This window comes from Streptomyces sp. GC420, assembly GCF_009916105.1.
In the GTDB taxonomy this organism is placed as follows: domain Bacteria; phylum Actinomycetota; class Actinomycetes; order Streptomycetales; family Streptomycetaceae; genus Streptomyces.
This window is the reverse complement of the sequence record NZ_JAAAXQ010000012.1, coordinates 31,417-44,512: the sequence shown is the minus strand read 5'-3', so window position 1 is coordinate 44,512 and position 13,096 is coordinate 31,417. Positions and strand designations below refer to the sequence as shown.

The window sequence follows — 13,096 nt, the reverse complement described above, 5'->3', positions numbered from 1 at the left end:
GGGCCGGGGCCCGATTGGGCGGAGCCCGGCGGGAGTGTTTTCGGGGCCGGATGCGGGAACGCGGAGGACGGCCGGATTTCGTCCCCGGGGTCGGCATTCGGGTGTGACGTTCGCCGCTCCCGGCGACGGGGCTGTGCAGCCTGGTTACTCGCAAGTAGCATGTGCGGAGCGAGCCGCCGCAGCGTTGCGTCCGTGCGGTGTGCCCGGCAGTGCCCGTATAGCACCCTGGAGGAGAGCCATCGTGCCTCGTACCGTCAGGGACGTCGTCTTCGTCGACGGCGTCCGCACCCCGTTCGGCAAGGCGGGCCCGAAGGGCATCTACCACGAGACCCGGGCCGACGACCTCGTCGTCAAGGCGATCCGTGAGCTGCTCCGCCGCAACCCGAACCTGGACCCGGCCAAGATCGACGAGGTGGCCGTCGCCGCCACCACGCAGATCGGCGACCAGGGTCTGACGCTGGGCCGCACGGCGGGCATCCTCGCCGGCCTGCCGAAGTCGGTGCCCGGCTACTCGATCGACCGCATGTGCGCCGGTGCCATGACCGCCGTCACCACGACGGCCGGCTCCATCGCCTTCGGCGCGTACGACGTCGTCGTCGCCGGCGGTGTCGAGCACATGGGCCGCCACCCGATGGGTGAGGGCGTCGACCCCAACCCGCGCTTCGTCAGCGAGAAGCTGGTCGACGAGTCCGCCCTGTTCATGGGCATGACGGCGGAGAACCTGCACGACCGCTTCCCGCACCTGACCAAGCAGCGCTGCGACGAGTACGCGGTGCGCTCGCAGGAGAAGGCCGCCAAGGCCTACGCCAACGGCAAGATCCAGCCCGACCTGGTGCCGATCTCCGTGCGCCGCAGCAACCCGGAGGTCGGCGAGACCGGCTGGGGCCTGGTCACGGCCGACGAGCCGATGCGCCCGGGCACCACCCTGGAGAGCCTGGCGAGCCTCAAGACCCCGTTCCGCGCGCACGGCCGGATCACCGCCGGCAACGCGGCCGGTCTCAACGACGGTGCCACCGCCTCCCTGCTGGCCGCCGAGGACGTGGCGCGGGAGCTGGAGCTGCCCGTCAAGATGCGCCTGGTCTCCTACGCCTTCGCGGGCGTCGAGCCCGAGGTCATGGGTGTCGGCCCGGTCCCCTCGACCGAGAAGGCCCTCGCCAAGGCCGGTCTGTCGATCTCCGACATCGGCCTGTTCGAGGTCAACGAGGCCTTCGCCGTCCAGGTCCTGGCCTTCCTCGACCACTTCGGCATCGCGGACGACGACGCCCGGGTGAACCAGTACGGCGGCGCCATCGCCTTCGGCCACCCGCTGGCCTCCTCCGGCGTGCGTCTGATGACGCAGCTGGCGCGGCAGTTCGAGGAGCAGCCGCACGTCCGCTACGGCCTGACCACCATGTGCATCGGCTTCGGCATGGGCGGAACGGTCATCTGGGAGAACCCGCACTTCGACGGAGGCAACAAGTGAGTACCACTGAGCTCCTGAAGGGCGCGGCCGAGCTGTTCCCGGACGAGGTCGTGACGCAGGCGCACGTACGCCACTTCGACCTGCCGGCCGGCGCGGGCCGGTTCGCCCTCATCACCCTGGACAACGGCTTCGACCACACCAAGCCGACCACCCTCGGGCCGCAGTCCCTCGCCAACCTGAACACGGCGATCGACCAGGTGGAGAAGGAGGCCGCGGACGGCGAGATCGTCGGCGTCGGTGTCACCGGCAAGCCGTTCATCTTCGCCGTCGGCGCCGACCTCAAGGGTGTCGAGCTGCTGAAGTCGCACGAGCACGCGCTCGCCATCGGCAAGGGCGGCCACGACGTCTTCAAGCGGCTGTCGGGCCTCGCGGTCCCCACCTTCGCGTACTACAACGGCGCGTCGATGGGCGGCGGTGTCGAGGTCGGTCTGCACTGCACGTACCGCACGGTGTCGGCCTCGCTGCCCGCGTTCTCGCTGCCCGAGGTCTTCCTCGGCCTCGTCCCCGGCTGGGGCGGCTGCACGATCCTGCCGAACCTGATCGGCGCGGACCGGGCGGTTTCGGTCATCATCGAGAACTCCCTCAACCAGAACAAGCAGCTGAAGGGCGGCCAGGTCTACGACCTCGGCATCGCGGACGCGCTCTTCGAGGGCGCGGACTTCCTGGAGCAGTCGCTGGCCTGGACCGCCTCCGTACTCAAGGGCGAGATCACCGTCGAGCGCCCCGAGGTGGACCGCGGCGAAGCCTGGGACCAGGCCGTCGGACGCGGCCGCTTCATCGCGGACAGCAAGGTGCACGGCGCCGCCCCGGCCGCGTACCGCGCGCTGGACATCATCGCCGCCGCGAAGAACGGTGACCTCCAGCAGGGCTTCGACGCCGAGGACCAGGCCCTCGCGGACCTGATCATGGGCGGCGAGCTGCGCGCCGGCATCTACGCCTTCAACCTGGTGCAGAAGCGCGGCAAGCGCCCGGCCGGAGCGCCGGACAAGTCCCTCGCGCGGCCCGTCACCAAGGTCGGTGTCGTCGGCGCCGGTCTGATGGCCTCTCAGCTCGCGCTGCTGTTCGCCCGCCGCCTCGAGGTGCCGGTCGTGCTGACCGACATCGACCAGGAGCGTGTCGACAAGGGCGTGGGCTACGTCCACGGCGAGATCGACAAGCTGCTGCTCAAGGGCCGGGTGAACCAGGACAAGGCCAACCGCCTCAAGGCCCTGGTCACCGGTGTCCTGGACAAGGCCGAGGGCTTCGCGGACGCGGACTTCATCATCGAGGCCGTGTTCGAGGAGATGGGCGTCAAGCAGAAGGTGTTCGCGGAGGTCGAGGCTGTCGCCCCGGCGCACGCGATCCTCGCCACCAACACCTCCTCGCTGTCCGTCAGCGAGATGGCGTCGAAGCTGAAGCACCCCGAGCGGGTCGTCGGCTTCCACTTCTTCAACCCGGTCGCGGTGCTGCCGCTGCTGGAGATCGTGCGCGGCGAGAAGACGGACGACGCCTCGCTGGCGACGGCCTTCGCGGTGGCGAAGAAGCTGAAGAAGACCGCCGTCCTGTGCAAGGACGCCCCGGCGTTCGTCGTGAACCGCATCCTGACCCGCTTCATGGGCGAGGTGCAGAACGTCATCGACGAGGGCACCCCGGTCGAGGTCGCCGAGAAGGCCGTCGAGCCGCTCGGTCTGCCGATGTCCCCGCTGGTGCTGCTCGAACTCGTCGGCCCGGCCATCGGCCTGCACGTCTCGGAGACCCTGCACGGGGCCTTCCCGGACCGCTTCAAGGTCTCCCCGAACCTCAAGGCGGTCGTCGAGGCCGGCAAGCGCGGCTTCTACGTCTACGACTCCGGCAAGCCGGAGCTGGACCCCGAGGTCGCCGCGCTCCTCAAGCAGGGCGACACCGTCCTGACGGAGGAGCAGGTGCGCGCCCGCGTGCTCGAGGCGGTCGCGCAGGAGATCGGTCTGATGCTGGACGAGGGCGTCGTCGCCGAGGCCCAGGACGTCGACCTCTGCCTGATCACCGGCGCCGGCTGGCCCTTCCACCTGGGCGGCATCACGCCGTACCTGGACCGTGAGGGCGTCTCGGAGCGCGTCAACGGCAAGAGGTTCCTGGAGCCGGGTGTGGCCAGCGTTCCCGCGTAACACCGTCTGCCGCCGTGGTGCGAGGAGGGTCCCCGCAGCCGCGGGGACCCTCCTCGTCTTCTCCGGCGGGCCACGGCAGCCGGGCTTCTGGCGGACAATGGCCCCGTGTCCGAGCGCAAGATACTGATCGTCGACGCCGCCAATGTCGTCGGCTCCGTGCCCGACGGCTGGTGGCGCGACCGGCGCGGTGCCACCGAGCGGCTGAGGGACGGCCTGGCCGGGTACGCCGAGCGGGAGCGGGCCGAGGTGGTGCTGGTCGTCGAGGGTTCCGCCCGGGGGGTGGAGTCCGTGCCCGGGGTGCGGGTGGAGTCCGCGCCGGGCAGCGGGGACGACCGGATCGTGGAGCTCGTCGCCGCCGCTGCCCTGCCCTGTGTCGTCGTCACCGCCGACCGGGAACTGCGGCGGCGGGTGGGCGAGTTCGGCGCCGAGTGCCTGGGGCCGCGTGCCGTGCGGCCCGCCGCGCCCCACGCCCACGCCCGCGACGGCACGGGCGCCGGCAACGGTGACGGCGACCGCGACCGCGACCGCGACGGCTGACGGTCACCTCCGGGCATGCGCGGCACCCGCGTGCAGCCGGCTGTGGCTGCGCCCGTAGAGGAAGTACACGAGGAAGCCCAGCGCCATCCAGATGCCGAACCGCACCCACGTCTCGGCGGGCAGGTTGAGCATCAGCCACAGCGAGGCGGCCACCGACAGCACCGGCACCAGGGGCACCAGCGGGGTGCGGAAGGCGCGCGGCAGGTCCGGGCGGGTGCGGCGCAGGATGACGACGCCGAGGGCGACGACGACGAAGGCGAAGAGCGTGCCGATGTTCACCAGCTCGGCGAGCTCCGAGAGGCTGGTGAATCCGGCGAGCACGGCGATCAGCACGCCCAGCAGGATGGTCGGACGGTGCGGGGTCTTGAACTTCGGGTGCACCCGGGAGAAGAAGCGGGGCAGCAGCCCGTCGCGGCTCATGGCGAAGAAGACCCGCGTCTGGCCGAGCAGCAGGATCATGCAGACCGTGGTGAGGCCGACGGCGGCGCCGAAGCTGATGACGCCCGCGTACCAGGGGTGCCCGGTGGCCTTGAAGGCGTCGGCGAGCGGGGCGTCCACGGACAGCTCGGTGTAGTTCTGCATGCCCGTGACGACGATGGAGACGAGGACGTACAGGGTGGTGCAGATGAAGAGGGAGCCGAGGATGCCCCGGGGCATGTCCCGCTGCGGGTTCCTGGTCTCCTCCGCGGCGGTGGCCACGACGTCGAAGCCGATGAAGGCGAAGAAGACCACGGAGGCAGCCGTGAAAATGCCCATGACGCCGAAGTTCGTGGGTTCGTAACCGAACATCAGCTGGACCAGTGGCGAGTCGAGGCTCCTGCCCGCCTCCTGCTTCTGCGCCTCCGGGATGAAGGGCGAGTAGTTGTCGGCGGTGATGAAGAAGGCGCCCGCGACGATGACGATCAGCACCACCGTCACCTTGACGGCCACGACCAGTGAGGTGACGCGGGCGGACAGCTTCATGCCGATGACGAGGATGACCGTCAGGACGAGGACCAGCCCCGCGGCGAGGACGTCGAAGCCGAGCCCCTCGGCGACGTCGGGCCCGCTCAGCGTGTCGGGCAGGTGCCAGCCCGCGTTGTCCAGCAGCGATCGCACATAGCCCGACCAGCCGACGGCGACCACCGCGGTGCCGAGGGCGAACTCCAGGACCAGGTCCCAGCCGATGATCCAGGCGGGCAGCTCGCCGAGCGAGGCGTACGAGAACGTGTACGCCGATCCGGCCACCGGCACGGTGGAGGCGAACTCGGCGTAGCACAGGGCCGCCAGGGCGCAGACCACACCTGCGGCGACGAAGGCGAGGGCGGTGGCGGGGCCGGCGTTCTCCTTGGCGACCGCGCCGGTGAGGACGAAGATGCCGGTCCCGATGATGACGCCGACGCCGAAGATGGTCAGGTCGAGGGCGGAGAGCGACTTGTCGAGCGCGTGCTCCGGCTCCTCGGTGTCCGTGATCGACTGTTCGATGGACTTCGTCCTCAGCAGGCCGCCCGCGGACCTCGGCCCCGTGCTCGGCTGCGTACTCACCGGCGTACCTCCACGCGTTCGTCGTGGGCCCCATGATCGGGACAGTGGTGGTCCGGCACGGCGTCAGAAATGCGGTTTTCATACGAAAGGACCGGCCGGACCACCCGTACAGGGTGCCCCGGCCGGTCCTCCGCGTAACGGGCCGCACGGGTGCCACCGAGCGCTCCGCGCTCCCTCGGTCGCGGGCTCGGTCGCGGGCTCAGTCGCGGGCGGCCTGCGCCGGCGCGTCGTCGAAGCGGCCGTCGAGCTTGGCGACCAGCCCGGTGACCTGGCGGGCGATGTCGGGCGCGGTCAGCCCGATCTCCGCCATGACCTCCTTGCGGGAGGCGTGGTCGAGGAACCGCTCGGGGATGCCGAAGTCGCGCAGCGGCAGGTCCACGCCCGCGTCGCGCAGCGCCTGGGCCACGGCGGAGCCGACACCGCCGGTACGGCTGTTGTCCTCGACGGTCACCACGACGCGGTGCCGTTCGGCGAGCGGGGCCAGCGCCTCGTCGACGGGCTTGACCCACCTCGGGTCGACGACGGTGCAGGAGATGCCCTGCTTGTCGAGGAGGGAGGCGATCTCCAGGCACATCGGGGCGAGCGCGCCGACGGAGACCAGGAGCACGTCGGGCCGGTCCGTACCGGCCTCGAGGAGCACGTCCATGCCGCCGATGCGGTCCACCGCGGGCACGGCGGGCCCCACGACGCCCTTGGAGTAGCGGACGACGGTCGGCGCGTCGTCGACCTCGACGGCCTCGCGCAGCTGGGCGCGCAGCTGTTCGGCGTCGCGCGGCGCGGCGATCCGCAGGGTCGGGACGACCTGGAGGATCGACATGTCCCACATTCCGTTGTGGGAGGCGCCGTCGTCGCCGGTGACACCGGCGCGGTCCAGCACGAAGGTGACACCGCACTTGTGCAGGGCCACGTCCATCAGCACCTGGTCGAAGGCGCGGTTGAGGAAGGTGGCGTACACGGCGAAGACGGGGTGCAGTCCGCCCGTGGCCAGACCGGCGGCGGAGACGGCGCCGTGCTGCTCGGCGATGCCGACGTCGTACACCCGGTGGGGGAACGCCTCGGCGAACTTCTTCAGGCCGACGGGCTGGAGCATGGCGGCCGTGATGGCGACGATGTCCTCGCGCTCCCGGCCGAGCCTGACCATCTCGTCGCCGAAGACCGAGGTCCAGCTGGCGGCGGCGGTCTTGACGGGCAGTCCGGTGTCCGGATGGATGGGGCCGATGCCGTGGAAGCGGTCCGCCTCGTCCTGGACGGCGGGGTCGTAGCCGCGGCCCTTCTCGGTGATGCAGTGCACGATGACCGGGCCGCCGAAGCCCTTGGCGCGGGCCAGCGCGGACTCCAGGGCCTCGATGTCGTGGCCGTCGATGGGGCCGACGTACTTCAGGCCGAGGTCCTCGAACATGCCCTGCGGGGCGACGAGGTCCTTCAGGCCCTTCTTGGCGCCGTGCAGCGCCTCGTACATGGGCCTGCCGACGACCGGGGTGCGCTCGAGGAACTCCTTGCCGCGGGCCAGGAAGCGTTCGTAGCCGTCCGTGATGCGCAGCGTGGCGAGGTGGTTGGCGAGACCGCCGATGGTCGGCGCGTAGGAGCGCTCGTTGTCGTTGACAACGATGACCAGCGGTCGGTCCTTGGCGTCGGCGATGTTGTTCAGCGCCTCCCAGGCCATGCCGCCGGTCAGCGCCCCGTCTCCGATGACGGCGACGACGTGGTCGTCCTTCTTCAGCACCTGGTTGGCCTTGGCGAGGCCGTCGGCCCAGCCGAGCACCGTGGAGGCGTGGCTGTTCTCGATGACGTCGTGCTCGGACTCGGCGCGCGAGGGGTAGCCGGACAGGCCGCCCTTGGCGCGGAGCCGGGAGAAGTCCTGGCGCCCCGTGAGCAGTTTGTGTACGTAGCTCTGGTGCCCGGTGTCGAAGAGGATCTTGTCCCGGGGCGAGTCGTAGACACGGTGCAGGGCGATGGTCAGCTCGACCACACCGAGGTTGGGGCCGAGGTGGCCGCCGGTCTTGGAGACCGCTTCGACCAGGAAGGTCCGGATCTCGGACGCGAGCCGGTCGAGCTCCTCCGCGCTGAGCCCGTCGAGATCGCGCGGCCCCTTGATACGGGTCAGCAATGCCACCCGTGCCTCCTTGCGTGTGTGCTTGCCGGTCGAGCGTGCAGTCCGCCCGAGTCTAATGTTCCGGCCCGGCCCGCGGTCACCGGGAGGTCACGTCCGTCCATCACCGCGTTTCCGTGAGAGAGCGTGGCGGCCGCAAAAGGCACGGCAGGAACGGGACATGCCCGGAAAAGGGGATGTGCCCGGCACCGTGGGACGGTGCCGGGCACGTGTGGTCGGGCGCGGGCCAGGGGCTAGGCGCGGCCGGCCGTCTTCTGCGTCTTGCGGGAGACCGAGTCGATCACCGCGGTGATGGCCAGGACGGCCGCCGTGATCATGTTCTGGACCGAGGACTCCACACCCTGGAGAGCCAGGCCCGAGCTGATCGACTGGATGACGAGCATGCCGAGCAGGGCGGACCAGGCCGAGCCGCGGCCGCCGAAGAGGCTGGTGCCGCCGATGACGGCCGCCGCGATGGCGAGCATCAGCAGGTCGCCGGCGCCGGCGGACTGGTTGGCCGCGGCGATCCTGGAGGCGATGTAGAGACCGCCGAAGGCCGCCATCGTGCCGGCGATGGAGAACACCGAGATGCGGATCGCGGTGACGTTGATGCCGGCCCTGCGGGAGGCCTCGACGCTGCCGCCGAGCGAGAACACCTTGCGTCCGTAGGAGGTGCGCCGCAGGACGAAGTCGGCGACCACGAGGACCACGAGGAAGATCAGCACACCGAGCGGCAGTCCGCGGTACTGGTTGAAGATCCAGGCCGCGGCGAAGGCGAACACCGCGAGGACGGCGGTGCGGACGATGATCTCGCTCATGGGCCGGGACGGGACACCCGCGGCCTCCCGGCGGCGGCTGTCCAGGAAGGCGCTGAGGAAGAACGCGGCGACCGCGAGGGCGGCCGCGCCGTAGGCGGCGGCGACGTCCGAGAAGTGGTACCGGGTGAGGTTGCCGACCAGGCCGTCGCTGTCCAGGTTGATGGTGCCGCTGGAGCCGAGCACCTCCAGCATCAGACCGCTCCAGGCGAGCAGACCCGCCAGGGTGATCACGAAGGCCGGTACGCCGATCTTGGCGAAGAAGAACCCGTGGAGCGCGCCGATCACGGCGCCGGTGAGCAGGGCGGCGATCAGTGCCCAGACCTCGCCCACGCCCTCGTTGACCGCGAGCACGGCGAAGACGGCGGCGGCTAGACCGCTGACCGAGCCGACGGAGAGGTCGATCTCGCCGAGCAGCAGCACGAAGACCAGGCCGACGGCGATCAGGCCGGGACCGACCATGGCGACGGCGAGCTTGCTGAGGTTCTCCGCGCCGAGGAAGGCCGAGTCCATGCTCTGGAAGATCGCCCAGATGATGATCAGGCCGATGACGACCGGGATGGAGCCCAGCTCACCGCTGCGGATCTTGCGCCTGAACTCCGTGACGTATCCCTTGAAGCCCTCCTGGCGGACCAGGAGGCGGGGGTCGACGGCGGTGACGGCGTCGGGCGCGGCGGCCGGAGCGTCCACGGGCGCGTGGTCGGTCTTGCCGACGACGGGGGTGTCCTTGGTGCTCACTGGGCCTTCGCCTCCGCGGTGCGCGCCTTGCGGCGGGTCACGGCATTGTCCGTGGCGCCGGTGATGGCAGAGATGATCTCTTCCTGAGAGGTGGTGCGGACGTCGAAGACGCCGTTGTTGCGGCCCAGCCGCAGGACCGCCACCTTGTCGGCCACGGCCTTGACGTCGGCCATGTTGTGGCTGATGAGGATGACGGCGAGGCCGCGCTCGCGCAGCCGCTCGACCAGGTCGAGCACCTGGGCGGTCTGCTCGACGCCGAGGGCGGCGGTGGGCTCGTCGAGGATGACGAGCTTGGGCTCGCCGAGCAGCGAACGGGCGATCGCGACGGTCTGGCGCTGGCCGCCGGAGAGCGAGGCGATCGGGATCCGGACGCTCGGGATCCGGATGGACAGCGTGGAGAGCAGCTCACGGGAGCGGCGCTCCATCTCGACCTCGTCGAGCACGCCGAACCTGCGCAGTTCGCGGCCGAGGAAGAGGTTGCCGACGACGTCGATGTTGTCGGCGAGTGCGAGGTCCTGGTAGACCGTCGCGACACCCAGCTCCTGGGCGTCGTGCGGCCGGGTGATCTGGACGGGCTTGCCGTCCCATTCGATGACGCCCTCGTCGGCGGGGCCGACGCCGGCGATCACCTTGACGAGAGTGGACTTGCCGGCGCCGTTGTCGCCTACCAGGGCGACCACTTCGCCCGCGTGGACCTCGAGCTCGATGTCGGTGAGGGCCTGCACCGCACCGAACCGCTTCGAGATCCCGCTCAACGCCAGCACAGGCGCTGCGGACACGTGAACCATCTCCTTCGCCGCCTGACCGGCGGGGGATGTGGAAAGCATGGCATGGAAACCGTCCGGCGCCCGCCCCGCAGCGGGGTTTTTTGGTGGGGCGGGGCGCCGGACAGAGGGGGTGACGGGCGGTCGTCCGGCCCGTCAGGCCTTGGGGATGGTCCCCGGGTGGACTACTTCAGACCGATCTTGTCGCAGGCGGCCTTGTACTTCGCGGTGCAGATGTCCGCGACGGTGTACAGGCCGTCCTTGACGACGGTGTCCTGGATGTTGTCCTTGGTCAGCGAGACCGGCGGGATCAGGACCGAGGGGACGCCCTTGGCGCTGCCGCTGTCGACGGTGGTCTTGGCGATGTCGTCGAGCTTCTCGCCCTTGGCCAGCGCGACGGCCATCTCGGCGGCCGCGTAGGCCTCCGGCTGGTACGGCTTGTAGACGCTCATGAACTGCTCACCGGCGACGATGCGCTGCACACCCGCGAGCTCGGCGTCCTGGCCGGTGACCGGCGGCAGGTCCTTGATGCCGGCGGACTTCAGGGCCTCGATGATGCCGCCCGCCATGCCGTCGTTGGCGGAGTAGACGCCGACGATCTTGTCCTTCCCGAGGGACGAGATCGCGCCTTCCATGTTGGTGTTGGCGTTCTCCGGCTTCCACTCCTTGGTGTCGTACTCCTTGCCGACGTTCACCTTGCCGTCGAGCACGGAGTGGGCGCCCTTCTTGAACAGGGCGGCGTTCGGGTCGGTGACCGACCCGTTCATCATGACGATCTCGCCCTTCTTGGCGTCGCCACCGAGCGCCTCGAGCAGAGCGGTGCCCTGGACCTTGCCGACCTCTTCGTTGTCGAAGGAGGTGTAGGCGTCGATCGGGCCCTCGGCCAGGCGGTCGTAGGCGACGACGGGGATGTCCGCGTCCTCGGCCTGCTGGACCGCGCTGGCTATGGACTTGGCGTCGACGGCGTCGAGGATGATCACGTCGACCTTCTTCGTGATCATCGTCTCGACCTGCTGCTGCTGCTTCGTCGCGTCCTGCTGGGCGTTCGCGTAGGTGATGGTGGCGTCCGGCGCGAGTTCCTTGATCCGCTTCTCGATGAGCGGACGGTCGAAGTTCTCGTAGCGCGCGGTCTGGTTCTCCGGCAGGAGCAGACCGACCGAGAGCTTCGACTTGTCGGCGCCGGACTCCTTGTCACCGCTGTCGCCGGACTCCTTGGCGCTGCCGCAGGCGGCGAGCGAGACGGCCATGGAAGTGGCGGCGAGAGCAACGGCTGCACGACGCATACGCGTGTTCATCTGTGGAACCTCCCTGACGAGGCCGCGTCGCTGCGGCCGAGGTGGCTGGAAGTCAACTCGCCCGACGGCTTGGCGTCAAGAAGTAAATCATTAACGAGATGGCAACGGTGCCAGTCGTTATCTAAGTGAAGGCAGGAGTGATCGGCGGCACGGCCCCGTCAAGGAGGGTGGAATCACCCATTTCGCTCAGTACGAGCGCCAGCGCGCCGAGCACCTCGGCACGGCCGCCGAGGGCCCCCGGAAGCACCGAGAGCTGCCGCGCGGCACTGGGGATCGCGTACCGCCCCACGGACTCCCTGATGGGCACCAGCACCAGTTCTCCAGCTTCCGCCAGATCGCCGCCGAGCACCACCCGGGTGGGATTCAGCAGGTTGCACAGGCTGGCCACGCCCCGGCCGATGTGGCGGCCCACGTCCGCGATGACGCGGCGGCAGCCGGGATCGCCCTCACGCGCCAGCTGGACCATCCGCTCGATGGTCAGGTCGGGCCCGTGGCTGGGCTGCAGCAGCGGGAGCACGTAGCGGGCCGCGGTGAACGTCTCCAGGCAGCCGCGGTTGCCGCAGCGGCAGACCGGGCCGGCCTCGTCGAGGGTGATGTGGCCGATCTCCCCGGCGGTGCCTCCCGGCCCCCGGTAGATCTGGCCGCTGATCACCAGGCCGGCGCCGACACCGCTGGCCACCTTGATGTACGCGAGGTCCTTGACCCCGCGCCCGCTGCCCCAGACCAGCTCGCCGAGCGCGCCGAGGTTGGCGTCGTTGTCCACGTACACGGGCACCCCGAGGCGGGCGGACAGCTCCTGGCTGGGATTGGTGCCGCCCCACCCCGGGAGTATCGTCGACGAGCCCAGCGTTCCGGACTCGACGTCGATCGGTCCCGGCACCCCGAGCCCGACGCCGATGACCTTGTCCCGGCTCACCCCTGTGCTCTCGATCAAACGTGTGACCAGCTGTTCCGCCCGGTCGAAGCCCTGCGCGGCAGAGGCGTCGACGTCCAGCGGCTCGGACTCCTCGGCGAGCACCTGGTGGGCGAGGTTGCCCACCGCGACCCGCAGGTGGGTGTGGCCGAAGTCGACACCGATGACGATGCCCGCGTTGCCGCTCAGCGAGACGCTGCGCGCCCGCCTGCCGCCCGCCGACGTGGGCGTGACCTCCACCGTTCCGCCGTCCTTGAGCTCCCTGACGATATTGGAGACCGTCGCCGCCGAGAGCCCGGTGGCACGGGCGATCTCCGCCTGGGTGAGCGAACCGGCCATCCGCACTGCGCGCACGACACGCTCGAGGTTGGCGCGGTGCAGCGACGACTGCGAACCCGGAGTCTCCATTGACCCATCCACTCCTGCCTTGGCTCCAACTTGTGAACTCTAAGCTCAGCGTTCCACGTTGATCCCGTCAAGAGCTTGAGTGAGCGACCTTCTGTGACGATGTCGGCACACCACGAAGTCGGCCCGCCTGTGGATGCACACCCCAGGCGGGCCGAAAGTCCGGATTGCTCTGGTTCGTTCTCCCGGTCGCCGGCTCTGCCGACGACCGGCGTCCGGCGCCGCGAGCACCGGCCGGAGGCACCTCTTCCGCCGGCCGGAGAGGCGGACGTCACAGTCGGCGGCCGGGGCCGGCGCCGCCGCGCACGGCGTGAGCGGCGGGAACGGACCGCGGACCGTTCCGGTTCCCGGCCGGGTCCCGGACGGCCCGTGCCCGCCCTCCGAGACCTTCCTTCACGACTTGAAGCGCCTCGCCACGACCGGCCCCGGCA

At 70.2% G+C, this 13,096-nt stretch carries 8 protein-coding genes and 1 pseudogene; 3 read left to right on the top strand and 6 right to left on the bottom strand.

Annotated elements, in window-relative coordinates; translation table 11 throughout:
- Positions 1 to 241 precede the first annotated feature (241 nt).
- From GUY61_RS03005 to GUY61_RS02995, 3 genes and pseudogenes are all read left to right on the top strand, one after another.
- Positions 242 to 1,462, top strand: coding sequence for an acetyl-CoA C-acyltransferase (locus tag GUY61_RS03005; RefSeq protein WP_166628451.1), 1,221 nt, complete (start codon positions 242 to 244; stop codon positions 1,460 to 1,462).
- Positions 1,459 to 3,585, top strand: coding sequence for a 3-hydroxyacyl-CoA dehydrogenase NAD-binding domain-containing protein (locus tag GUY61_RS03000; RefSeq protein ID WP_166628450.1), 2,127 nt, complete (start codon positions 1,459 to 1,461; stop codon positions 3,583 to 3,585). Before GUY61_RS03005 ends, GUY61_RS03000 begins: the two co-directional genes overlap by 4 nt.
- 87 nt (positions 3,586 to 3,672) lie before the next feature.
- Positions 3,673 to 4,041: pseudogene (locus GUY61_RS02995) on the top strand (NTP pyrophosphohydrolase); the annotation flags it as partial.
- 84 nt (positions 4,042 to 4,125) lie between these two features.
- On the opposite strand, the gene GUY61_RS02990 reads toward GUY61_RS02995, so the two are convergent.
- The 6 genes from GUY61_RS02990 to GUY61_RS02965 all read right to left on the bottom strand — a co-directional run bounded on the left by GUY61_RS02990 (position 4,126) and on the right by GUY61_RS02965 (position 12,668).
- Positions 4,126 to 5,646: an amino acid permease gene (locus GUY61_RS02990; RefSeq protein ID WP_166628449.1), complete on the bottom strand. Its 1,521-nt coding sequence runs from the start codon at positions 5,644 to 5,646 to the stop codon at positions 4,126 to 4,128.
- A gap of 199 nt (positions 5,647 to 5,845) precedes the next feature.
- Positions 5,846 to 7,759, bottom strand: a complete 1,914-nt coding sequence (gene dxs, locus GUY61_RS02985) for a 1-deoxy-D-xylulose-5-phosphate synthase (RefSeq protein ID WP_166628448.1) — start codon at positions 7,757 to 7,759, stop codon at positions 5,846 to 5,848.
- Between the two features lie 230 nt (positions 7,760 to 7,989).
- On the bottom strand, positions 7,990 to 9,288 hold the full coding sequence (locus GUY61_RS02980) for an ABC transporter permease subunit (RefSeq protein WP_166628447.1): 1,299 nt from the start codon (positions 9,286 to 9,288) through the stop codon (positions 7,990 to 7,992).
- Complete coding sequence (locus tag GUY61_RS02975; RefSeq protein WP_166628456.1) at positions 9,285 to 10,076, bottom strand: ATP-binding cassette domain-containing protein; 792 nt, start codon at positions 10,074 to 10,076, stop codon at positions 9,285 to 9,287. The genes GUY61_RS02980 and GUY61_RS02975 overlap by 4 nt, the downstream gene beginning before the upstream one ends.
- A gap of 161 nt (positions 10,077 to 10,237) precedes the next feature.
- A complete protein-coding gene (locus tag GUY61_RS02970; protein WP_166628446.1) occupies positions 10,238 to 11,347 on the bottom strand; it encodes a substrate-binding domain-containing protein in 1,110 nt (369 codons plus the stop codon).
- A 121-nt stretch (positions 11,348 to 11,468) separates the two neighbouring features.
- On the bottom strand, positions 11,469 to 12,668 hold the full coding sequence (locus GUY61_RS02965) for an ROK family transcriptional regulator (RefSeq protein ID WP_166628445.1): 1,200 nt from the start codon (positions 12,666 to 12,668) through the stop codon (positions 11,469 to 11,471).
- Between the last annotated feature and the right edge of the window lie 428 nt (positions 12,669 to 13,096).

Coding starts and splice junctions, on each gene's coding strand:
- GUY61_RS02965 (WP_166628445.1), bottom strand. CDS start 12,668: ATGGAGACTCCGGGTTCGCAGTCGTCGCTGCACCGCGCCAACCTCGAG.
- GUY61_RS02975 (WP_166628456.1), bottom strand. CDS start 10,076: ATGGTTCACGTGTCCGCAGCGCCTGTGCTGGCGTTGAGCGGGATCTCG.
- GUY61_RS02970 (WP_166628446.1), bottom strand. CDS start 11,347: ATGAACACGCGTATGCGTCGTGCAGCCGTTGCTCTCGCCGCCACTTCC.